This is a genomic window from Mycolicibacillus koreensis, assembly GCF_002104795.1.
GTDB lineage: Bacteria > Actinomycetota > Actinomycetes > Mycobacteriales > Mycobacteriaceae > Mycobacterium > Mycobacterium koreense.
Map to the genome: position 1 here is coordinate 1 of NZ_NCXO01000045.1, position 22,835 is coordinate 22,835.

At 70.3% G+C, this 22,835-nt stretch carries 19 protein-coding genes; 6 read left to right on the forward strand and 13 right to left on the reverse strand.

Going from position 1 to position 22,835, the window contains the following annotated elements; all coding sequences use genetic code 11:
* From B8W67_RS16390 to clpS, 3 genes are all read right to left on the reverse strand, one after another.
* The coding region (locus B8W67_RS16390; protein ID WP_207567708.1) for a P1 family peptidase at window positions 1-492 on the reverse strand (492 nt) is incomplete at its 3' end.
* Entirely contained in the window at window positions 489-1,097 is a 609-nt protein-coding gene (gene aosR, locus B8W67_RS16395; protein WP_069390980.1) for an oxidative stress transcriptional regulator AosR, read from the reverse strand. The genes aosR and B8W67_RS16390, both read right to left, overlap by 4 nt.
* Window positions 1,098-1,113: 16 nt before the next feature.
* Window positions 1,114-1,416, reverse strand: a complete 303-nt coding sequence (clpS, locus tag B8W67_RS16400; protein WP_085305036.1) for an ATP-dependent Clp protease adapter ClpS — start codon at window positions 1,414-1,416, stop codon at window positions 1,114-1,116.
* A gap of 54 nt (window positions 1,417-1,470) precedes the next feature.
* Here clpS and B8W67_RS16405 point away from each other — a divergent pair, with 54 nt between their 5' ends.
* Complete coding sequence (locus B8W67_RS16405; protein WP_085305038.1) at window positions 1,471-2,790, forward strand: nicotinate phosphoribosyltransferase; 1,320 nt, start codon at window positions 1,471-1,473, stop codon at window positions 2,788-2,790.
* A 25-nt stretch (window positions 2,791-2,815) separates the two neighbouring features.
* The gene (locus tag B8W67_RS16410) at window positions 2,816-4,813 is read left to right on the forward strand and encodes an ATP-dependent DNA helicase (protein ID WP_085305040.1); all 1,998 of its coding nucleotides are present in this window, start codon (window positions 2,816-2,818) and stop codon (window positions 4,811-4,813) included.
* Here the strand turns inward: B8W67_RS16410 and B8W67_RS16415 are convergent.
* Window positions 4,810-7,392 carry a glycosyltransferase family 1 protein gene (locus B8W67_RS16415; RefSeq protein WP_069390983.1) on the reverse strand — a complete coding sequence of 861 codons (2,583 nt, stop codon included), beginning with the start codon at window positions 7,390-7,392 and terminating at the stop codon, window positions 4,810-4,812. The genes B8W67_RS16410 and B8W67_RS16415 overlap by 4 nt on opposite strands.
* Before the next feature lie 111 nt (window positions 7,393-7,503).
* Between B8W67_RS16415 and B8W67_RS16420 the strand changes: the two genes are divergently transcribed.
* Both B8W67_RS16420 and glgB read left to right on the forward strand, forming a co-directional pair.
* Window positions 7,504-9,540 (forward strand): maltotransferase domain-containing protein, encoded by a 2,037-nt coding sequence (locus tag B8W67_RS16420; RefSeq protein ID WP_085305058.1) that lies wholly within the window; start codon window positions 7,504-7,506, stop codon window positions 9,538-9,540.
* 7 nt (window positions 9,541-9,547) lie between these two features.
* Window positions 9,548-11,743, forward strand: coding sequence for a 1,4-alpha-glucan branching protein GlgB (gene glgB / locus B8W67_RS16425; protein ID WP_085305041.1), 2,196 nt, complete (start codon window positions 9,548-9,550; stop codon window positions 11,741-11,743).
* Between the two features lie 7 nt (window positions 11,744-11,750).
* On the opposite strand, the gene B8W67_RS16430 is transcribed toward glgB, so the two are convergent.
* Together B8W67_RS16430 and B8W67_RS16435 are read right to left on the reverse strand one after the other, a co-directional pair.
* The gene (locus B8W67_RS16430; RefSeq protein ID WP_084228501.1) at window positions 11,751-12,650 is read right to left on the reverse strand and encodes a tetratricopeptide repeat protein; all 900 of its coding nucleotides are present in this window, start codon (window positions 12,648-12,650) and stop codon (window positions 11,751-11,753) included.
* Between the two features lie 130 nt (window positions 12,651-12,780).
* Window positions 12,781-13,962 carry an acetyl-CoA C-acetyltransferase gene (locus B8W67_RS16435; RefSeq protein ID WP_085305042.1) on the reverse strand — a complete coding sequence of 394 codons (1,182 nt, stop codon included), beginning with the start codon at window positions 13,960-13,962 and terminating at the stop codon, window positions 12,781-12,783.
* Between the two features lie 81 nt (window positions 13,963-14,043).
* Here B8W67_RS16435 and mce point away from each other — a divergent pair, with 81 nt between their 5' ends.
* Window positions 14,044-14,517 (forward strand): methylmalonyl-CoA epimerase, encoded by a 474-nt coding sequence (gene mce / locus B8W67_RS16440; protein WP_085305044.1) that lies wholly within the window; start codon window positions 14,044-14,046, stop codon window positions 14,515-14,517.
* A gap of 19 nt (window positions 14,518-14,536) precedes the next feature.
* Here mce and B8W67_RS16445 read toward each other — a convergent pair whose 3' ends face one another.
* Complete coding sequence (locus B8W67_RS16445) at window positions 14,537-14,836, reverse strand: Rv1322 family protein (RefSeq protein ID WP_085305046.1); 300 nt, start codon at window positions 14,834-14,836, stop codon at window positions 14,537-14,539.
* Window positions 14,836-15,516, reverse strand: a complete 681-nt coding sequence (gene nucS / locus B8W67_RS16450) for an endonuclease NucS (protein WP_085305060.1) — start codon at window positions 15,514-15,516, stop codon at window positions 14,836-14,838. The genes B8W67_RS16445 and nucS overlap by 1 nt, the downstream gene beginning before the upstream one ends.
* 50 nt (window positions 15,517-15,566) lie before the next feature.
* Between nucS and B8W67_RS16455 the strand changes: the two genes are divergently transcribed.
* Window positions 15,567-17,174 (forward strand): adenylate/guanylate cyclase domain-containing protein, encoded by a 1,608-nt coding sequence (locus B8W67_RS16455; RefSeq protein WP_085305048.1) that lies wholly within the window; start codon window positions 15,567-15,569, stop codon window positions 17,172-17,174.
* Between the two features lie 7 nt (window positions 17,175-17,181).
* On the opposite strand, the gene glsA is transcribed toward B8W67_RS16455, so the two are convergent.
* The 5 genes from glsA to B8W67_RS16480 all read right to left on the reverse strand — a co-directional run bounded on the left by glsA (window position 17,182) and on the right by B8W67_RS16480 (window position 22,820).
* Window positions 17,182-18,477, reverse strand: a complete 1,296-nt coding sequence (glsA, locus tag B8W67_RS16460; protein ID WP_069390989.1) for a glutaminase A — start codon at window positions 18,475-18,477, stop codon at window positions 17,182-17,184.
* A 36-nt stretch (window positions 18,478-18,513) separates the two neighbouring features.
* A complete protein-coding gene (locus tag B8W67_RS16465) occupies window positions 18,514-18,834 on the reverse strand; it encodes a DUF732 domain-containing protein (protein ID WP_069390990.1) in 321 nt (106 codons plus the stop codon).
* 61 nt (window positions 18,835-18,895) lie between these two features.
* Window positions 18,896-20,278 (reverse strand): NAD-dependent succinate-semialdehyde dehydrogenase, encoded by a 1,383-nt coding sequence (locus B8W67_RS16470; RefSeq protein ID WP_085305050.1) that lies wholly within the window; start codon window positions 20,276-20,278, stop codon window positions 18,896-18,898.
* A gap of 29 nt (window positions 20,279-20,307) precedes the next feature.
* The gene (gene doeA, locus B8W67_RS16475) at window positions 20,308-21,555 is read right to left on the reverse strand and encodes an ectoine hydrolase (RefSeq protein ID WP_085305051.1); all 1,248 of its coding nucleotides are present in this window, start codon (window positions 21,553-21,555) and stop codon (window positions 20,308-20,310) included.
* A complete protein-coding gene (locus B8W67_RS16480) occupies window positions 21,552-22,820 on the reverse strand; it encodes an aspartate aminotransferase family protein (protein WP_085305053.1) in 1,269 nt (422 codons plus the stop codon). The genes doeA and B8W67_RS16480 overlap by 4 nt, the downstream gene beginning before the upstream one ends.
* Window positions 22,821-22,835 lie beyond the last annotated feature (15 nt).

Consider the following 22,835-nt stretch of genomic DNA (forward strand, 5'->3'; position numbering starts at 1 on the left):
GCCCTTGAGGGCCCCGGCCCGCGCCCCCACCCCGGCGCCGACGGAGCCGACCGGGACCGCCGCACCGTCGGGCCCGGCCGCGGCCGCCGCGGCGGCGTAGCCGAACTCGGCGGTTGGCCGGTGCTGCCAGGCGCCGACCGGCAGGTCGAAGATCACCGCGGCCGGAACGATCGGCACCAGCCCGCCCGGCAGCGCCAGCCCGCGGTGCTGCTCCTCCAAGAACGTCATCACCCCGTCGGCGGCGGCGAGCCCGTAGGCGCTGCCGCCGGTCAACACGACCGCGTCGACGAACCGCACCGTGTTGGCGGGGTCCAACAGGTCGGTCTCGCGGCTGCCCGGCGCGCCGCCGCGGCAGTCCACCGCGCCGACCGTGCCCGGCGGGGCCAGCACCACCGTGGTGCCGCACGCCCAGCCGTGCCCGGCGGCGGCATCGGGGTCGAGGCGCTGGTGGTGGCCGACCCGCACGCCGGCGACGTCGGTGATCGCGGTCATCGGCCCGAACCGCCGAGACCGTCGATGAGCGCGAGCACCAGATACTCCTGCAGCCACGTCAGCCACTGGTAGACGTCGAGATGCCCGGCCAGTGGATGATCCTCCGGGAGGCGCTCGGGTCCGTCGGGGCCGATCCCGAGCATGGTGCCCAGCGCCAGCCGCACATCGTTGACCGCGGTCAGCCAACTGTTGGCGTCGTCCTCGCTCAGCTCGAACCGGCCCCCCTCGGGCGGCACCGTGGCCAGCATCCGTTCGGCGGCGGCGCGTTTGGCGTCGATGATCTCCGGTTCGTGCAGGCCCCGCAGGGCGGCGTTGAGGCTGCCCGCGGCATCATCACCGTCGGCGGCGCCGTCGGCCTCACCGGCGGTCGGGCGGTGGAAATCCGGTAGCAACCGGCCCAGCGTGGCGTCGTCGGGGCGGCGGCTGTTGCCGGTGCGCATCCCGGTGATCGCCTCCAGTTCGTCGGTGGGCGCCGAGGCGGCGCGCTCATCGAGCATGTCGATCACGGAGCTGACCAGCCCGCAGAGCACCGCGGCTTCGCGGGCGTCGACCCCGGAGCGAAAGCGGGGGCCGTCGGGGCCGTCGACCCGTTTCCATTTGCGCACGACGTGCCGGCCCCGCTCAGCGGTCCTGCTGCAGGGTCGCCCACAGGCCGGCGGCGTGCAGTTTGGCCACGTCGGCCTCCATCTTCTCGCGGCTGCCGGCCGACACCACCGCCTTGCCGTCGTGGTGCACCTGAAGCATCAGCTTGGTGGCGTGCGGCTCGCTGTAGCCGAACACCTTCTGGAACACGTAGGTCACATAGTTCATCAGGTTCACCGGATCGTCCCAGACGATCGTCACCCAGGGGCTGTCGGTGCCTTCGCTGGCCTCGACATCGTGATCCTCGGCGGTGCCGGGCCGGGTCGGCGCTGACGCAACCATGACCCGAGGATACCGAGGCCGCGGCGGGCGGGCCTGAGCCGATACGGTTGCACCGTGACCGACTCGGCCTCGGTGGGACTGCTGACCGACAAATACGAGTTGACGATGCTGGCCGCCGCCCTGGCCGACGGCAGTGCCCACCGGCGCGCCACCTTCGAACTGTTCGCGCGCCGGCTGCCCTATGGGCGGCGCTACGGGGTGCTCGCCGGTACCGGGCGGCTGCTGGAGTTGCTGGAGCGGTTCCGGTTCGACGACGCCGCGCTCGGCGCGCTGGCGGACTTCCTCGACCCGGCCACCCTGGACTACCTCGGCGAATACCGGTTCACCGGCGACGTCGACGGATACGCCGAGGGTGAGCTGTATTTCCCCGGCTCCCCGGTCCTGACGGTGCGCGGCAGCTTCGCCGAGTGTGTGCTGCTCGAGACGCTGGCGCTGTCGGTGTTCAACCACGACAGCGCGGTCGCGTCGGCGGCGGCGCGCATGGTCGTCGCCGCCGGAAAACGGCCGGTCATCGAGATGGGTTCACGCCGCACCCACGAACGGGCCGCGGTCGCCGCCGCCCGTGCGGCCTACCTCGCCGGGTTCGCGGCCAGCTCCAACCTGGAGGCCGGCCGCCGCTACGGGGTGCCGGTGTCGGGCACCAGCGCGCACTCGTTCACGCTGCTGCACACCGGGCCCGACGGCCCCGACGAGGCGGCGGCGTTTGCCGCGCAGGTCGCCGCGCTCGGGGTCCAGACCACCCTGTTGGTCGACACCTACGACGTGACCGCCGGGGTCGACGCCGCCGTGCGGGTGGCCGGTCCGGGCCTCGGGGCGGTGCGATTGGACTCCGGGGATCTCGGGGTGCTGGCCCGCCAGGTCCGCGACCAACTCGACGGGCTCGGTGCCACCGCCACCCGCATCGTGGTCTCCGGCGACCTCGACGAGTACGCCATCGCCGAGCTGCGTGCCGACCCGGTGGACAGCTACGGGGTGGGCACCGCCCTGGTCACCGGATCGGGAGCGCCGGCGGCCGGGATGGTCTACAAGCTCGTCGAGGTCGACGGGATCCCGGTGCACAAACGCAGCAGCCACAAGCAGACCGACGGCGGCCACAAGCAGGCGCTGCGCCGGGCGCGGCACAGCGGCACCGTCACCGAGGAGGTCGTCTACCCCGCCGGGTGCGCGCCGCACACAGACGGGCCGGCCCGCACCCTGACGGTGCCGTTGATGCGCGGCGGGCGGACACTGGGCCACACCGGGCCGGCGGCGTTGGCCGAGGCCCGCGAGCGCGTCGCCGCCGGGTTGCGCTCGCTGCCGTGGGAGGGGCTCAAGCTCTCCCGCGGGGAACCGGCGATCCCCACCGTGCGCACCGGATCACCGGCGCACCCGTAACCACGCTGCCAGACAGGGAGACCCCATCACGTCCACCGATTCGCCGAACCCGCCGGTCGCGCAGCTGCTGGCCACCGCGGTCGCCGCCCTCGGAGGTCAGCCCCGCACCGGCCAGCAGCAGATGGCGGCCGCGGTGGCCGCGGCCTTCGCCGACGGCGAGCATCTGGCGGTGCAGGCCGGCACCGGCACCGGCAAGTCGTTGGCGTATCTGGTCCCCGCGCTGGCCCGCGCGGTCACCGACGAGACCCCGGTGGTGGTCTCCACCGCGACGATCGCGTTGCAGCGCCAGCTTGTCGACCGCGACCTGCCCCGGCTGGTCGCCGCGCTGGCCCCGACGCTGGAGCGTGAACCGCATTTCGCGTTGCTCAAAGGTCGACGTAATTACCTGTGCCTGAACAAGATTCATGCCACAGGTGCCGACTCGGACGATCCTGCCGATCAAGAGGAGTTGTTCGACCCGGTGGCGGCCACCGCCCTGGGACGCGACGTGCAGCGGCTCACCGCGTGGGCCGATGTCACCGACACCGGCGACCGCGATGACCTGACCCCCGGGGTGCCGGAGCGGGCCTGGAGTCAGGTCGCGGTCTCCGCGCGGGAATGCCTCGGTGCGGCACGTTGCCCGTATGCGGCGCAGTGCTTCTCCGAACGCGCACGAGCCCGCGCCGGCGCCGCCGACGTCGTCGTCACCAACCACGCGCTGTTGGCGATCGATGCCCTCGGGGAGGCGGCGATCCTGCCCGAGCACGACCTGCTCGTCGTCGACGAGGCCCACGAGCTCGCCGACCGGGTCACCGGGGTCGCCACCGGGGAGCTGAGCGCGACGACGCTGACGGTGGCGACCCGCCGCATCGGCCGGCTGGTCGATCCCGAACTGGTGGAGCGTCTGGAAACCGCGGCCACCACGTTCGGTGCCGCGCTGCACGACGCGCCGCCCGGGCGCATCGATCACCTCGACGGCGAGCTTGCCGCCGATCTCGCGGCCCTGCGCGACGCCGCCGCGGCAGCGCGATCCGGCATCGACACCGCGCCCACCGATGCGCGCGCGGCGGCGGCCCGGCTGGAGGCCAGTGTGGCCGTCGGTGAGATCGCCGAGACCGCCGACCGGATCCTCGCGTCGTTCGGCCCGGCGCTCACCGAGCGCACCGAGGTGGTCTGGCTCGACCAGGAGGAGATCCGCAGCGGGCGGCGTTCGGTGCTGCGGGTGGCGCCGCTGTCGGTGGCCGGGCTGCTGCGCGGCCGGCTGTTCCGGCGGGCCACCACCGTGTTGACCTCGGCGACCCTCACCGTCGGCGGATCGTTCGACGCGATGGCCGACGCCTGGGGCCTCAGCGGGTCGGCCACCGAGACGCCGCGCTGGACCGCCCTCGACGTCGGCTCGCCGTTCGACCACGCCCGTGCGGGCATCCTCTACATCGCCGCCCACCTGCCGCCGCCGGGGCGCGACGGCACCGGCTCTGCCGAGCAGCTCACCGAGATCGCCGAGTTGATCACCGCCGCCGGGGGCCGCACGCTGGGGCTGTTCTCCTCGATGCGGGCCGCGCGCGCGGCCGCCGACGCCATGCGCGAGCGCCTCGAGGTCACGGTGCTGTGCCAGGGCGATGACGGCACCGGCGCGCTGGTCGAGCGTTTCGCCGCCGAACCGCAGACCTGCCTGTTCGGCACGCTGTCGCTGTGGCAGGGCGTCGACGTGCCCGGCCCGGCGCTCTCCCTGGTGCTCATCGACCGCATCCCGTTCCCGCGCCCCGACGACCCGCTGCTGGCGGCGCGGCAGCGTGCGGTCAGCGCCCACGGCGGCAACGGGTTCATGGCGGTCGCGGCCAGCCACGCCGCGCTGCTGCTGGCCCAGGGCGCCGGACGCCTGCTGCGCCGCATCGACGACCGCGGGGTGATCGCAGTGCTGGACTCGCGGCTGCTCACCGCCCGCTACGGCGGCTATCTGCGCGCCTCGCTGCCGCCGTTCTGGGAGACCACCGACCCGCAGCGGGTGCGCGCGGCGCTGCGCCGGCTGCGCGGCGCGGACTAACCCGGCAGCGCCACCAACCCGTACTCGGCGGCGGTCGCCAGCAGCGGATGGGTCGGAAGGACCCGCACGGTGTAACCGACCGGACCGGCCAGCGGCAGCGCGGTGGTGGTGGTGAACACGTCCTGCCCGCCGTCGGTGGCGCCGGTGTGGCGCATGCTGACCGTCACCGGGTCGACGAGGTCGTCGCCGGCGTCGACGCGGCCCAGCACCGCCTGCACCGCCACGTCGGCGGGGGCCAGCCCGCCCAACTGCACGCGGGCGGTCAAGGTGAGTTCCGCGCCGAGCACCGGGGTGTCGGGCAGCCCGGTCGCGTCGACATCGGTGATCGTCAGGTCCGGCCATGCCGCCTCGACGCGCCGGCGGTAGTCGGCCAGCGTGCGGGCCGGCGCGAAGTCGCCGGCCGCGCCGACGGTGGCGCGTGCCGAGTGCGCCGCCGGGGTGTAGTACCGCTCGACGTAGTCGCGCACCATCCGCGACGCCAGCACCTTCGGTCCGAGGATCTGCAGGGTGTGGCGCACCATCTCCACCCAGCGCGGCGGCACCCCGTGCTGGTCGCGGTCGTAGAACCGCGGGGTCACCGACTGCTCCAGCAACTCGTAGAGCGCGGCGGCCTCCAGGTCGTCGCGGCGGTCCTCGTCGGCCACCCCGTCGGCGGTGGGGATCTCCCAGCCGTTCTCCCCGTCGTACCACTCGTCCCACCAGCCGTCCCGGATGGACAGGTTCAGCCCCCCGTTGAGGGTGCTTTTCATCCCGGACGTGCCGCACGCCTCCAGCGGGCGCAGCGGGTTGTTCAGCCAGACGTCGCAGCCCCAATACAGCCGGCGGGCCATCGACATGTCGTAGTCGGGCAGAAACGCGATCCGGTGGCGCACCTCGGGGCGGTCGGCGAACTGCACCACCTGCTGGATCAGCGCCTTGCCGCCGTCGTCGGCCGGATGGGATTTCCCGGCGACGATCAGCTGCACCGGCCGCTGCTCGTCGAGCAGCAACTGCTCCAGCCGGTGCGGGTCACGCAACATCAACGTCAACCGCTTGTAGGTGGGCACCCGGCGGGCGAATCCGATCGTGAGGACCTCCGGGTCGAAAGCGGTGGCGATCCAGCCGAGTTCGGCGTCGGACGCGCCGCGCTCGAGCCACGACCGGCGCAGCCGCGCTCGCACATCGGCGATGAGCTCGGCCCGCAGCTGCGAGCGGATCGTCCACAGCTGGCTGGCCGCGACGTGCTGCAGGCGCTGCCAGACCGCCGGTTCGCTGAACGAGTCGGAGCCGGCGAGCTGCCGGCCGAGCGCCAGTACCTGCGGGGCCGCCCAGGTGGGCGCGTGCACCCCGTTGGTGATCGAACCGATCGGCACCTCGGCGGGGTCGAAACCGGGCCACAGCTCGTTGAACATCGTGCGACTGACCCGGCCGTGCAGCAGTGACACCCCGTTGGCGCGTTGGGCCAGGCGCAGCCCCATGTGCGCCATGTTGAACATCGTCGGGTCGTCCTCGGCGCCGAGCGCCAGGATCCGTTCGGTGGGCACCCCCGGCAGCAGGGCCGGCTCGGCGTGAGCGGTGAACACCCGCTCCACCAGCTCGCGCGGGAACCGGTCGATGCCCGCCGGCACCGGGGTGTGGGTGGTGAACACCGTCGAGGACCGCACCACCGCCAACGCGGTGTCGAAGTCCAGGCCCGAGTCGGTGATGAGCTCGCGGATGCGTTCGGTGCCGAGGAAACCGGCGTGGCCCTCGTTCATGTGGAACACCTCGGGGTCGGCCACCCCCTCGATGGCGGTGAACGCCCGCACCGCGCGCACCCCCCCGATCCCGGCCAGGATCTCCTGTTTGATCCGGTGGTCCTGCCCGCCGCCGTAGAGCCGGTCGGTGACCCCGCGCAGCGTGTGCGGGTTCTCCGGGACGTCGGAGTCCAGCAGCAGCAGCGGCACCCGGCCGACCTGGGCGACCCAGATTCGCGCGTGCAGCCGACCGTCGTCGGGCAGGGTCACCGAGATCAGTGCCGGGGCGCCGGAGGGGTCGGTGAGCAGCCGTAACGGCAACCCCTGCGGATCGAGCGCGGGATAGGTTTCGCGCTGCCAGCCATCGGCGGTCAGCGACTGGCGGAAATACCCCGACCGGTAGTACAGGCCCACCCCGATCAGCGGCACACCCAGGTCGGAGGCGGATTTCAGATGGTCCCCGGCGAGAATCCCCAAGCCGCCGGAGTAGTTGGGCAGCACCTCGGCGACCCCGAACTCCATTGAGAAGTACGCGATCCCGGCAGGTAGCTGCGCGCCGGCGCGCTGCTGATCCTGGTACCACAGCGGCCGGCTGAGGTAGTCGTGCAGATCGGCGGCGAGTTCGTCGAGCCGGGTGGTGAAGGTGGCGTCGCCGGCCAACTCGTCGAGCCGCGCCGGGCTGACCGCCCCCAACAGCACCACCGGGTCGTGCCCGCAGCGCTCCCACAGGTCCTCGTCGATCCGCGCGAACAAATCCTGGGTGGGCTTCTCCCACGACCACCGCAGGTTGGTCGCCAACTGTTCCAAGGCGGTGAGCCGGTCGGGAAGATGGGCGCGGACGGTGAAACGGCGGAGGGCTTTCACGCATCGTGAGCTTACTGACCATTGCCCGGTCCTGCGGGACACTACGGTGGTTGGTGGGCTCGACGGAGGGCTGAACGGAGCAAGGCCGAACCTGTGACGGACGGAGCGAGTGTGCCGGGTCGAATCGAAATCGACGATGTTGCTCCGGTGGTGTCCTGCGGGCGCTATCCGGCCAAAGCGGTCGTCGACGAGGTGGTGCCGGTGCGGGCCACCGTCTGGGCCGACGGCCACGAGACGGTGGCCGCCACCCTGGCGGTGCGCTACGCGGGTGCTCACTATCCCGCGGCGGGCACACCGCCCTCACCGGCGACCGGTGAACCACTGCTGCTGCCGATGACGCCCGGATGGGAGCCGTTCGTCTTCCACGGCATGTTCCGGCCCGACCGGGTGGGGCTGTGGACGTTTCAGGTGCAGGGCTGGCGGGATCCGATCGACACCTGGCGCCGCGATGTGCGTGCCAAACTCGATGCCGGGCAAGGGGAGTCAGAGCTTGCCAACGACCTGCTGATCGGCGCCTCGCTGCTCGACCGGGCTGCCCGCGGCGTGCCACGGCGCCACCGTGCGCCTCTTGTGGACGCAGCGGTGGCGCTGCGCACCGACGGCGACCCGCTGGTGCGCTGCGCTGCCGCGCTGGGCACCGAGATCGAGCAACTCCTCGCCGAGAATCCGTTGCGTGAGCTGGTCACGCCCGCCGAGCCGGCGGCGGTGTGGGTGGATCGCCGCCGCGCCAGTGTCGGTGCGTGGTATGAGATGTTCCCCCGCTCCACCGGAGGACGCGCCGCCGACGGAACGCCGCTGCACGGCACGTTCGCCACCGCCGCGGCGGCGCTGCCGCGCATCGCCGCGATGGGGTTCGATGTGGTGTACCTGCCGCCGATCCACCCGATCGGCACCGTGCACCGCAAAGGGCGCAACAACGCCCCGACCGCTGAGCCTGGCGACGTCGGCTCCCCCTGGGCGATCGGCAGTGCGGCCGGCGGCCACGACGCCGTGCATCCCGAGTTGGGCACCCTCGCCGACTTCGACAGGTTCGTCGCGGCCGCCGACGCGCTGGGGATGGAGGTCGCGCTGGATCTGGCCCTGCAGTGCGCACCGGACCATCCGTGGGTCAGCGCGCACCGGGCGTGGTTCACCGAACTGCCCGACGGCACCATCGCCTACGCGGAGAATCCGCCGAAGAAATACCAGGACATCTACCCGCTGAACTTCGACCGCGACCCGGCCGGGCTGTACGCGGAGGTGCTGCGGGTTGTGCGCCACTGGGTGGGCCACGGGGTCAAGATCTTCCGGGTCGACAACCCGCACACCAAGCCGCCCGACTTCTGGGCGTGGCTGATCGCCGAGGTGAAGACCCTCGATCCCGATGTGCTGTTTTTGGCCGAGGCGTTCACTCCCCCGGCCCGTCAATACGGGTTGGCCAAGCTCGGCTTCACCCAGTCCTACACCTATTTCACCTGGCGCACGTGGAAGGGAGAGCTGGCCGAATTCGCCGCTGAAATCGCCGAGTTCGCTGATTTTCGCCGACCCAACCTGTTCGTCAACACTCCTGACATCCTGCATGAGAGCCTGCAGCAGGGTGGGCCGGGCATGTTCGCGATCCGGGCGGTGCTCGCCGCGACGTTCAGCCCCACCTGGGGGATGTACTCCGGTTTCGAGCTGTTCGAAGACCAGCCGGTGCGCCCGGGCAGCGAGGAGTACCTGGATTCGGAGAAGTATCAGCTCCGGCTCCGCGACTTCGCCGCCGCGGTCGCCGAGAACCGGTCGTTGGAGCCGTTTCTGACTCAGCTCAACGGGATCCGGCGCAGCCATCCGGCGTTGCAGCAGATGCGCACGCTGGCGTTCCACCACGTCGACAACGACGCACTGCTGGCCTACTCCAAATTCGATCCGGTCACCGGCGACACCGTGCTGGTCGTGGTGACACTGAACCCGTTCGGCGCCGAGGACGGGATGCTGTATCTGGACATGGGGGCACTCGGGCGGCATCCTCACGAGCGGTTCGCGGTCACCGAGCAGATCACCGGGGAGGAGTATCAATGGGGCGACGCCAACTATGTACGACTCGATCCGGCGCGCGCGGCGGCCCACATCATCGCGATGCCGCCGGTACCGGAGCCCGCCCGCGCCGAATTGCTGCGGCGGCGGTGAGGCCGCGATGAGCACCCCGCGATCGCTGGCACCGGACGACACCGACGTCGACCGGCTGCTCGCCGGCACCCACCCGGACCCGCACGCGGTGCTCGGAGCCCACGAGGACGGGGACGCCACCGTGATCCGTGTGCTCCGTCCGGACGCCGAGGAGGTCGTCGCGATCGTCGGCGGCAAGCGGATCGTGTTGCAGCCCTTAGCGTCGGGCGTGTTCGCCGCTGCCCTGTCGTTCACCGGACTGCTCGACTACCGCCTGTCGGTGCGGTACCGGGGCGCTCCGGCGGCCGAGCCGGTCGCCGACGCATACCGGTTCCTGCCCACCCTCGGCGAGATGGACCTGCACCTGTTCAACGAGGGCCGCCACGAACGGCTCTGGGAGGTGCTCGGCGCGCACCCACGGGCGTTCCGCACCGCCGACGGTGAGGTGCGCGGGGTGTCGTTCGCGGTGTGGGCGCCCAACGCCGCCGGGGTGAGCCTGATCAGCGACTGCACCGGCTGGGACGGGGTGATCGCCCCGATGCGTGCGCTGGGATCCTCGGGCGTGTGGGAGCTGTTCTGGCCGGATTTCCCCATCGACGGGCTCTACAAGTTCCGGGTGCGGGGCCACGACGGCTCGGTCAGCGACCGCGCCGACCCGTTCGCGTTCGCCACCGAGGTACCCCCACAAACCGCCTCCCGCGTCACCGTCAGCAGCTACCGGTGGGACGACGAGGGGTGGATGACCCGCCGCGGCACCGCAACACCGCTGCGGGAGCCGATGAGCATCTACGAGGTGCACCTGGGATCGTGGCGGCCGGGTCGCAGCTATCGGCAGTTGGCCGACGAACTCGTCGAGTACGTCCGCGAACGCGGCTTCACCCATGTGGAGTTGTTGCCGGTCGCCGAGCACCCGTTCGGCGGTTCGTGGGGCTATCAGGTCACCTCCTATTACGCGCCGACCTCCCGGTTCGGCACACCCGACGAGTTCCGGGCGCTGGTCGACGCGCTGCACCGGGCCGGAATCGGGGTGATCGTCGATTGGGTGCCCGCCCACTTCCCGAAGGACGCCTGGGCTCTGGGGCGCTTCGACGGGACCGCCCTCTACGAGCACGCCGACCCGCACCGCGGCGAGCAACTCGACTGGGGCACCTACGTGTTCGACTTCGGCCGGCCGGAGGTGCGTAACTTCCTCGTCGCCAACGCCCTGTATTGGCTCCAGGAGTTCCACGTCGACGGCCTGCGCGTCGACGCGGTGGCCTCGATGCTCTACCTGGACTACTCCCGGCCCGCCGGCGGGTGGACCCCCAACATCTACGGCGGCCGGGAGAACCTGGAGGCGGTGCAGTTCCTGCAGGAGATGAACGCCACCGTGCACAAGCTGTGTCCGGGTGTGGTCACCATCGCCGAGGAATCCACGTCGTGGCCGGGGGTGACCCGGCCCACCGAACTCGGCGGCTTGGGGTTCTCGATGAAGTGGAACATGGGCTGGATGCACGACACGCTGGACTATCTGGCCCACGACCCGGTGTACCGCAGCTACCACCACCACGAGATGACGTTCGCGATGATGTACGCCTACAGCGAGCATTTCGTGTTGCCGATCAGCCACGACGAGGTGGTTCACGGCAAGGGCACGCTGTGGGAGCGCATGCCCGGCGACGACCACGCCAAAGCTGCGGGGGTGCGAGCGCTTTTGGCCTACCAGTGGGCGAACCCGGGCAAGCAGCTGCTGTTCATGGGCCAGGAGTTCGGCCAGCGTGCCGAGTGGGACGAGCAGCGCGGCGTCGACTGGTTCCAGCTCGACGAGAACGGATACTCCGCGGGCATCCTGCGGCTGATGGACGACCTCAACGCCGCCTACCGCCACCGCCCGGCGCTGTGGAGCGGCGACAGCGACCCGGCCGGCTACTCCTGGATCGACGCCAACGACTCGGCGAACAACGTACTGAGCTTTCTGCGCTACGGCACCGACGGTTCGGTGCTGGCCTGCGTGTTCAACTTCGCCGGCACCGAGCACAGCCGCTACCGGCTGGGGTTGCCCACGCCCGGACGGTGGCGCGAGGTGCTCAACACCGACGCGACCGAGTACCGCGGCGGCGGGGTCGGCAACCTCGGCGGGGTGGACGCCACCGCCCGCACCTGGCACGGTCGTCCCGCGTCCGCGGAATTGGTGTTGGCGCCGCTGTCGGCGCTGTGGTTGGAGCCGGTCGCCGAGACCGGCTGAGACCGGGTCAGTACAGCGCGTTGGCCAGATTGCGTCGGCCCGCCACCACCTGCGGGTCGGCGGGGTCGAACAGCTCGAACAGCTCGATCAGCCGGGTGCGCACCGTGCTGCGCTCGTCGCCGGCGGTGCGGCGGACCAGCGCGACCAGCCGGTCGAACGCGCCGGCCGGATCCTGGTTGAGGATCTGGACGTCGGCGGCCGCCAGGGCCGCCTCGATGTCGTCGGGTGCGGCGTCGGCGGCGGCGACGGCGTCGGGTCCGTGCCCGGTCGCCCGCTGCAGAAACGCGATCTGGCGCACCGCGCCGGCGGCTTCGGCGTGACCGGGGTTCTCCGCCAGGACCGCCTCATAGGATGCCAGCGCAGCCGGGAAATCGCCGGCGTCCAACTGCTGACGGGCAGCGGCGAGAACCGGGTCGACCGCCTCGGGCGCATCGGCGTCATCGGCGTCGGCGGCGCCGCCGAGCTTGCCTGCGGTCGCCTTGAGCAGCGCATCGATCCAGCCGCGCAACTGGTCGGCCGGCGGAACCCCCTGGAAACTGTCCAGCGGCTGTCCCGCGCCGAGGGCCACCACGGCCGGCACCGCCTCGACCCCGAAGATCTGCGCCACCCGCGGGTTGGTGTCGACGTTCACCGAGACCAGCGCCCAGCGGCCGGTGTCGGCATCGGCCACCGCACTCAGCGTCTCGGCCAACTGCCGGCACGCCGAACTGCGCGGTGACCACAGCAGCACCACCACCGGGACCTCGTTGGACCGGACCAGGACTTCCTGCTCGAAGTTGGCCTCGGTGATCTCCACGCCGGCGCCGGTAGCCTCGGCCCCGGCCGGGGGACGCTTGAGCGCGGAGAGGTCGACCGCCCCGGCCAACGAGGGACCGGGGGCGGGTTGCGGGCGTTGCGGACGGCTCACGGGTCAAGTCTGACACATGCCCGATGGCCCGTTCGCGGTGGTGACATCGCCGATTTCGGGCGCGAACCGCCCTGTTATGAGCAAAATCACACCGCGGCCGGAGCCGGTGGGTCCAGCAACCTGACCGGGCTCAGCCCGCCCGCAGGATCAGGGCGTCGCCCTGGCCGCCGGCACCGCAGAGCGCCGCCACCGCGTAGCCGGAACCACGCCGGTGCAACTCCAGTGCGGCGTGCAGCGTGATCCGCGCCCCGGACATGCCGATCGGGTGGCCCACCGCGATCGCACCGCCGTTGACGTTGACCCGGTCGAGGTCGACGCCGAGTTCGCGGGCCGACGCCAGCGCCACCGCGGAGAACGCCTCGTTGATCTCGATGACGTCGAGGTCGCCGAGGCCGATGCCCTCCTTGGCGATCGCCTTTCTGATCGCGTTGGCCGGCTGCGACTGCAACGTCGAATCGGGACCGGCGGCCACGCCGTGCGCACCGATCTCGACCAGCCAGGACAGTCCGAGTTGCTCGGCCTTGGCCTTGCTCATCACCACCACCGCGGCGGCGCCGTCGGAGATCTGTGAGGAGGAGCCGGCCGTGATCGTGCCGTCGGGGCGGAAGGCCGGTTTGAGCCCCGACAGTGAGTCGGCGGTGGTGTTGGCGCGGATGCCCTCATCCTCGGTGAACTGCACCGGATCGCCTTTGCGCTGCGGAATCGCCACCGGCACTACCTCATCGGCGAACACGCCGTCCTTCCATGCGGCGGCGGCCCGCTGATGGGACTGGGCGGCGTACTCGTCCTGCTCGGCGCGGGTGAACCGGTCGGTGTCGTTGCGCTGCTCGGTCAGCGCCCCCATCGGCTGATCGGTGAACACATCGTGCAGCCCGTCGTAGGCCAGGTGGTCGCGCACCGTGACGTCGCCGTATTTGTAGCCGGCCCGGCTGCCGGTCAGCAGGTGCGGCGCCTGGGTCATCGATTCCTGCCCACCGGCGACGACGACCTCGAACTCCCCGGCGCGGATCAGCTGATCGGCCAGCGCGATCGCATCGATGCCCGACAGGCACATCTTGTTGATCGTCAGGGCCGGCACGTCCCAGCCGATCCCGGCGGCCACCGCGGCCTGGCGCGCCGGCATCTGGCCGGCCCCGGCGGTGAGCACCTGGCCCATGATCACGTAGTCGACCTGATCGGCGGCGACGCCGGCCTTCTCCAGGGCGCCGGCGATGGCGATCGCGCCCAGGTCGCTGCCGGAGAAGTCCTTCAACGAACCCATCAACCGGCCGATCGGGGTGCGTGCCCCAGCAACGATCACCGACGTCGTCATCAAGTGCCTCCAAAAGGGTTGAGGGAACGTTCCGTGGGGGTTCCCGCCGCAAGACCGTGGCCTTCAGGTTACCGTGATGTTATGACCACCGAACAGGTTGATGCCCGGCCGTTGTTGGCCAGCGCGCTGGTGACCGCGCTCGACCACGTCGGCATCGCGGTGCCCGACCTCGACGCCGCCAAGAAGTGGTACCACGACCAGCTGGGCATGATCGTCCTGCACGAAGAGGTCAACGACGAGCAGGGTGTCCGGGAGGCGATGCTGACGGTGCGCGGCGCCCCCACCGGCAGCACCCAGTTGCAGCTGATCGCGCCGATCGACGAGTCCTCGACGATCGCGAAGTTCATCGACAAGCGTGGCCCCGGCCTGCAGCAGCTCGCCTACCGGGTCAGCGACATCGACGCGCTCACCGAGCGGTTGAGCGACCAGGGTGTGCGGCTGCTCTACGACGCCCCCCGGCGCGGCACCGCCAACTCGCGGATCAACTTCATCCACCCCAAGGATGCCGGCGGGGTGCTCATCGAGCTGGTCGAACCGGCCACCATCGAGCACTGACCGCCGCCGCACACCACTGCTAGGACCAGCGGCGGGTCGGACCGCGGCTGTCGCGGTGGGTCCAACACCCGGTGTGCCAGTGCCGTCGGTCATCGAGCCCCACGCCGATGCCCTCGGCCGGCCAGGTGACCAGGTGCGCGGTGCCCGGACGGATCTGATGGTCGCAGCCGGGACACCGGTAGGTCTTCTCCGCCCGTGCCGCAGGCACGGCACGCACGACGTGTGCGCTGCCGTCGGGTCCGGGCTCGACGCGCTGCGCTGACGACGACACCCGCAGCGGGTGGGCACCGGAGGACGAACGCGGCCGACGGCGAGGCATCAGAACAGCCGGTATTCGTCGCTGTCCATCCCCCGCATCGTGTCGTAATCAAGTGTCAGGCAGCGTATCCCGCGGTCTTCGGCGAGGGTGCGAGCCTGCGGCTTGATCTGTTGGGCCGCGAACACGCCACGCACCGGGGCGATCAGGCTGTCCCGGTTGAGCAACTCCAGGTAGCGGGTGAGCTGTTCGACGCCGTCGATCTCGCCTCGGCGTTTGATCTCCACGGCCACCGTGGCACCGGTCTCGTCGCGGCAGAGCAGATCGACCGGCCCGATCGCGGTCGGGTACTCGCGGCGCACCAGGGTGTAGCCCTCCCCCAGCAGCGCGACGTGCTCGGCGAGCAACTCCTGCAGATGGGCCTCCACGCCGTCTTTGACCAGCCCCGGGTCCACACCGAGCTCGTGGTGCGAATCGTGCTCGATCTCGGTGATCGTGATGCGCAACTGTTCGCCCTTGGCGTTCTCCACCACCCAGACGTGCGGTTCGCCGTCGGCGCCGGCGGGTTCCTCGGTGAGCCGGCACGGCGGGCTCATCCAGTTCAGCGGCTTGTAGGCGCGGTCGTCGGCGTGCACGCTGACCGAGCCGTCGGCCTTGATCAACAGCAGCCGCCGCGCGGCCGGCAGGTGCGCGGTGAGGCGCCCCAGATAGTCGACGGTGCAGGAGGCGATCACCAGGCGCATCCGGTCCACCCTAGGGCCTGGGATCACGGTGCCCATAGGCTGGTGTCACGATGAGCACCAATTCGCGCCTGGCCCGCCGACTCGGCTCTGTGCTGGAGACACTCACCGGCCAGGGCTCGCGCCTCAACACCACCCCCGAATACGGATCGTGGCTGCTCGGACGGGTCTCCGAGCCGCAGATGCGCCGCCGGGTGCGGCTGCAGGCGATCCTCACGATCTTCATCGTCGCCGCCAACCTGCTCGGCGTGGGCGTGGCCATGCTGCTGGTCGCGGTCGCCTTCCCGGTGCCCAACGTGTTCCTCGACGCGCCGGCCTGGCTGACCTTCGGGGTGGTCCCCGCCTACATCGGCTTCGCACTGGTCACCGGGACGTTCTGGATCACCTGGCGCACCACGCAGCGGCTGCGGTGGGCGATCGAGCAGAAGCCGCCCAACCGCACCGACCAGCGCAACATCGCCGCTGCGCCGTGGCGGGTGGCCCTCGGTGCGGTGGCGCTGTGGGTGCTGGGCGCGGCTCTGCTGACCACCCTCTACGGCATGGTGGACACCCTGTTCATCCCGCAGGTGTTGTTCACGATCCTGTTCAGCGGTGTGGTGGTATCCACCGCGTGCTACCTGCTCACCGAGTTCGCGTTGCGGCCGGTGGCCGCCGAAGCGCTGGCCGCCGGTCCCCCGCAACGGCGGTTCGCCACCCGGATCATGGGCCGCACCATGACCGTCTGGTTGCTGGGCTCGGGCGTACCGGTGCTGGGCATCGCGCTGACCGCCTGGTTCGTCTTGTTGTTGCACAACATGAACAAGGTCCAATTCGCGTGGGCGGTCATCATCTTGACCGGGATGGCCCTGGGGTTCGGATTCTTGTTGATGTGGATCCTGTCGTGGCTGACCGCCACCCCGGTGCGGGCGGTGCGCACCGCGATGCGCCGGGTCGAACAAGGTGACCTCGACACCACCCTGGTGGTGTTCGACGGCACCGAGTTGGGGGAACTGCAGCGCGGATTCAACTCCATGGTCGACGGACTGCGCGAACGGGAACGTCTGCGCGACCTGTTCGGCCGCCACGTCGGCCGGGAGGTCGCCGCCGCGGCCGCGAAGGCCGAACTGCCCGAGCTCGGCGGCGAGGAACGCCACATCGCGGTGCTGTTCGTCGACATCATCGGATCCACCGAACTGATCACGACCCGGCCCGCCTCGGAGGTGGTGACGCTGCTCAACCGCTTCTTCTCGGTGATCGTCGACGAGGTGGACCGCCATCACGGCCTGGTCAACAAATTCGAAGGCGACGCCACGCTGGCGATCTTCGGCGCCCCCGTGGCCCTGGACACGCCCGAAGAACAGGCACTGGCGGCAGCGCGCGCCATCTCGCATCGGCTGCGCGCGGAGGTGCCGGCCTGTCAGGCCGGGATCGGTGTGGCCGCCGGCGAGGCCGTGGCCGGCAACATCGGGGCCCGGGAACGCTTCGAATACACCGTGATCGGTGAACCGGTCAACGAGGCGGCACGGCTGTGCGAGCTGGCCAAGACGGTCCCCTGCCGGGTGTTGGCGACCACCAACACCGTCGCCGGGGCGGGCGAGGCCGAACGCCTGCGCTGGTCGCCCGGCGAGACGGTGACGTTGCGCGGCTACGACGAGCCCGTGCAGCTGGCGATGCCCTGCTGAGACGGAGCTAGTCGGCGGTGTCGGCCAGCCACGACTCGGCGGCGGCCACCGCGTCCTCACAGGAGTCGTACACCGCCTCGCGCAGCGGTGAATCCTTCGCCACCACAATGCCGTCCGGATCGACGAGGAATCCGCGTTTGCCGACGGTCTGCAGGGTGGCGCTCAGTCCGGCCAGCAGAGCGCGAGCGGCGTCGTTGATGTCGTCGGCGCGGGAGACGTCGAGGATCGCCGCCGAGAAGTGCTCGCGCTGGGCGGTGGCGGTGCGCACCACCCGCTCGGCGCCGGCGAACAGCAGATCGCCGTGCACCTCGTAGACGCGGATCCCGGCGCGGCGGTCGGGCAGGTCATACACCGCCCGCAGGGTCGATCGGGATTCCTCGGTGACGTTGAGGAAGTGCAGCCCCAGCTGCGCCGACAGGCTGCGGCACACCCGTACCCCGCGCACACTGTTGCCCTTGGGGCCCAATCGGGGTGAATACACCCCGATGCCGAGCTGTCCGGGCAGCACCGCGACGATTCCGCCGCCGACCCCGCTTTTCGCCGGCATCCCCACCGCGGTCACCCAGTCCCCGGCCATGTCGTACATGCCGCAGGTCAGCATGACGCTGAGGGTGCGCCGCACCACCGCGGCGTCGATCACCCGCCGGCCGGTGGCCGGGTTGATCCCGGTGCGGGCCAACGTCGCTCCCATGCGCGCCAGATCGGTGCTGGTGACCTTCAGAGAGCACTGCCGGTAGTAGACGTCGAGCACCTCGTCGGGATCGCCGTCGAGAACCCCGAAACTGTCGAGCATGTAGGCGATCGCCCGGTTGCGGCTACCGGCGGCGCGCTCCGACCGGTAGACGGCGTCGTCGATATCGAGCTGGCGGCCGACACACGCCGAATAGAACTCGCGGATGAGGGCGAACCGGTCGTCGGGCCCGGCGGCGGGGATCAACGAAACCGCGGTGATGGCACCGGCGTTGATCATCGGGTTCTTCGGCGCCTTGGTGACGCTGTCGACGCTGATCTCGTTGAACGCCTCCCCGGTCGGTTCCACCCCGAGCCGCTCGTCGACGGCGGCGGCACCGATCAATTCCAACGCCAACGCGTAGGTGAACGGTTTGGAGACCGACTGCAAGGTGAATTCGACGTCGGCATCCCCGCTGCGGTAGACGTAGCCGTCGGAGGACGACAACGCCAGGCCGAACCCGTCGGGGTTCACCCGGGCCAACTCCGGGATGTAGTCGGCGAGGGTTCCCTCGGTGATCTCGGCGTGCTCAGAAAGGATCCGGTCCAAGTAGTTCTGCACCAGATCGGTCACGGACACCGATGGTAGCGCCCGCTGCGGGCGCCCCGGTCAGTCCGGCAGGATCTTCGAGGACTGGTCGGGGCAGAACGAGCCGATGGCCGCGCCGACGACGAATGCTCCGCTTCCGGCATCGTCGCCGACGTTGAGCCCCTTGGAGACCTCGATGGCGTCGCTGCCCGACTTCAGCTGCTCGCACGCCTTCTTCCCGGCGGCGATCGCGTCGGCGTCGCTGTCGAAGTGGATGTCGGACTTGTGCAGAAGGTCGAGATACACCGAGGTTTTCTCGTCGCTGCCCGCGTCGTTGTGGCCGCAGCCGGCCACCAGCCCGACTGCGAGGAGCCCGGTCGTCAACAACATCACAAAGCGCATCAGGGGTTCTCCTCGGGGCGGGACGGCTACGACCCGCCGAATCCTACGCCCGGGGAGGCGCTCAACCGCGTTTGGGACCGATCCACACCTGCTGGGCGTTGACGAATTCGTGGATGCCGTGGCGCCCCAGTTCGCGGCCGTACCCGGAGCGTTTGACTCCGCCGCTGGGCAGCCGCGGATCGGTCTTGACGATGCCGTTGATCGCGACCTGGCCGGTCACCAGGTCGCGGGCCAATGCCTCGGCGCGCTGCGGGTCGCTCCAGATGCTGGCGGCCAACCCGTAGGGGGTGTCGTTGGCGATCGCCAGCGCCTGTTCGGCGTCCTCGACGGCCAGCACCGCCGCGACCGGACCGAATGTCTCCTCGGCACACGCGGTCATCCCGGGGTGGACCCCGGTGAGCAGCGTGACCGGGTAGAAGAAACCCGGACCCGACGGCAGTTCGCCGCCGAGGACGCACTGCGCCCCGGCAGCGACGGTCTCGGTGACCTGCCGGTGCAGATTGTCGCGCAGGTCGGCGCGGGCGATCGGTCCGATTTGCACCGCCTCGTCGCGGGGGTCGCCGACGGTGAGCGCGGCCAGTCGCTCGCGCAGCAACGCGACGAACTCGTCGTGGACCCCGTGCTCGACGATGATCCGTTTCGCCGCGATGCAGGACTGCCCGGCGTTGATGATCCGCGACAGCGCGATGACCTCGGCGGCCGCCGGCAGGTCGGCGTCGGCGAGCACGATCGCAGGGTCGGAGCCGCCCAACTCCAGCACCGCCGGTTTGATCTCGCTGGCGGCCACCGCGGCGACCGCTGCGCCGGCGCGATCGGAACCGGTGAACGAGACCGCGGCGATCCGCCGGTCCCGGATCACCGCTTCCACATCGGGGGTCGCCGCCAGCAGCGTCTGGAACACGCCCTCGGGGGCGCCGGCGGCGGTGAACGCCTCGGCGATCGCCGCACCGCACCCGGGCACATGGGGGTCGGGTTTCATCACCGCGGTGTTGCCGGCCATCAACGCCGGTGCGCAGAACCGGAACGCCAGCCAGAACGGGGCGTTCCACGGCAAGATGCCCAGCACCGTCCCGAGCGGCAGGTACTGCACATAGCTGCGGGTGGCGTCGGAGTCGATGTGGTCCTCGGCGAGATACTCTGCGCCGAACTGCGCGTAGTGCTCGGCAGCCCACGCGGCCTTGTCCACCTCGCCGCGCGCCTCCCCGATCGGTTTACCCATCTCCTCGGTCATCAGCAGCGCGAAATCCTCACGGCGTCTCCGTAGTTCGGCTGCTACCGCGTTGAGCACGTCGGCTCGCTCGGAAAAGTCGGTGCGGCGCCAGGAGTCGAACGCCTCCTCGGCGCGCACCAGCGTCTGTTCGATCTCGGCGCCGGATGCCGCCGGCACCTCGCGGATCACCGCCCCGGTTGCGGGGTCGATGGCGGTCAGGGTGGAGCCGGTCACGGCGTCTCCTTCTGCGTGGTCGATGGTGTTCAGGGAGCGGGGTTTTCCGCCGTTTCGGTGTCGGAGACCGCGCTGAGCACCGTCGGCCCGCCGGTGGTCTCCGCACCGACGCCGTGCTCGTGGACGGTGAAGTCCTCACCGAGACTGAAAAACGATTCGCAGCCGTGGTCGGTGATACGCAGGGTGTCGGAGATCCCGACGGTCTTGTCGCCGTCGACTCCCCACATCCACGGGATGATGTGAAAGGTCATGCCGGGTTCCAGCGCGGTGAAATCGCCCGGGTTCAGACTCAAGATATAGCCCTCGTCCCACGACGGCGGGAACGCGATCCCGATCGAATACCCCGACCGGGTGATCAACCGGCCGTCGACGGTGTTGTCGGAGATGATGCGGCGCACCACCGAGTCGGCGTCGGAGACCGTCATCCCCGGGCCCATCAAGGACCGGAGTTCGGCGAGCGCCAACTTCATCCGTTCCTGTGCCTGATGCATCGACGGGCTCAATTCGCCGTTGACCACGGTGCGCATCAACGCGGTGTGGTAGCGCCGATAACACCCGCCGACCTCGAGGAAGACGTGTTCACCGGGCTCGATGGTGCGGCCCTCCCACGTCGCGTGCCCGATCATCGTGCGCGGACCGGAGGTGACATAGGGCATGACGGCCGGGAACTCCCCGCCGGCGCGGAACATCGCTGCACTGATCGCCGCGGCGACATCGTTCTCGGTGTTGCCGGGCACCGCGGCCTCCAGTCCTGCGGCCATCCCGGCCTCGGCGGCCCGCGCGGCCCGGCGCATCACCGCGATCTCGGCGTCGGATTTGCGTGCCCGGCCGGCCTCGACGATGCCGAAGCAGTCCATCAGCACGCCCTGCTGAAACGAGGTGTGCACCCGGTCCTGCTGGTAGGCGGGGAAGAAATAGCTGTTGCGTTCATAGCCGACCCGCTTGGTGCCCAACCCGATCTGTTTGAGGGTGAGCACCAACTCCTGGATCGCATCACCGGTGTCGGGGTAGGGCCGGGTGCGTTCCACCCAGGTCCGTGCGAGGACGTTGGACTCCTCCATCTCGCGGGTGATCATCACCGGTTCGTCGTCGAGGGGAACGACCAGCGCCTGGAAGAACGAGTACCCGGTGGTCTGATAATCGGTCAGGTACATCAGGTTCTCCGGGTCGGTGATCACCACCGCGTCGAGGTTGCGGCGTTCCATGCGTTCGCGCAGCTCGGTGAGCCGACGCTGGTATTCGGCCGGTTCGAAGGTCATGTCGTCGCGGATCTTCATGCGCCCGTGGCCCCCTTCGCAGCCGCGGCGACCCCGTCGGTCAGGATCTGCAGGCCTTCGGCCAGGTCCTCGTCGGGGATGGTCAGCGGCGGGATCAGCTTGAGCACCCGGCCTCCGGACCCGCACGGCCCCACCAGCAATCCGTGGTTGAAGCAGTGCTCCTGCACGGCCTTGGCCAGTGCACCGTCGCCGACGTCGAGTCCCTGCATCATGCCGCGCCCGCGGACCTCCCAGTCGCGGTCGGGATGCGCGGCGGTGATGTGGGCGAGCGCATCGCGCATCGTCTCCCCCTTGGCCGCCACGGCGGTCATCAGCGTGTCGTCGGTGAAATACTCCAGTGCGACCGTGCCGGCCACCATCGACAGGCCCTGTCCGCGGAATGTGCCCGTGTGCGCGCCGGGGCCCCAATGGGCGTCGTGTTCGGGCTTGTTGAGGGTGACCGCGATCGGAGTCCCGTAGCCGCCCAGCCCCTTGGCCAGGGTGATGATGTCGGGGTCGAGCCCCATGTCGTCGAAGCTGAAATAGCTGCCGGTGCGGCCCACCCCGGCCTGGATGTCGTCGATGATGAACAACGCACCGACATCGCGTGCCAGGTCCTGGATCTGATGCAGCCAGTCGCTGCTGGCGACGTTGACCCCGCCTTCGGCCTGCACGACCTCCACCAGGAACGCCGCCGGCGCGCTGAGGCCGCTGGAGCCGTCGGCCAGGGCGGCGGCGTAATCGGCGAGCGCGGTCTTGCCGCCGGGGGCGGTCTCGAACGGCAACCGCACCACATCGCGCAACGGCACCCCCGCCCAGCGCCGGAACGCCTCGTTGGCGGTCGCCGACAGCGACCCCAACGTCATGCCGTGAAAGCCGTGGCTGAACGCCACCACCTCGCGCCGCCCGGTGACCAGGCGGGCCAGCTTGAGCGCGGCCTCCACGGCGTTGGTGCCGGTCGGGCCGGTGAACTGCATCCGATAGTCCATACCGCGGGGGGCCAAAATCACGTCGTGGAACCGGGTGAGGAATTCCCGTTTGGTACTGGTGTACATGTCCAGCCCGTGCGCGATTCCGTCGGCCTGCAGGAACTCGATGAGCGCCTGTTTCATCCGCGGATCGTTGTGGCCGAAGTTGAGCACTCCCGCGCCGGCGAAGAAATCGATGTAGGAACGGCCGTCCTCGTCGGTGAGCCGAGCGTTCGACGCCGAGGTGAACACCGTCGGGAACGACCGGCAATACGAGCGGACCTCTGATTCGTAGTTCTCGAATGCGCTGGTGTCCATGTGTCTCCTCCTCGG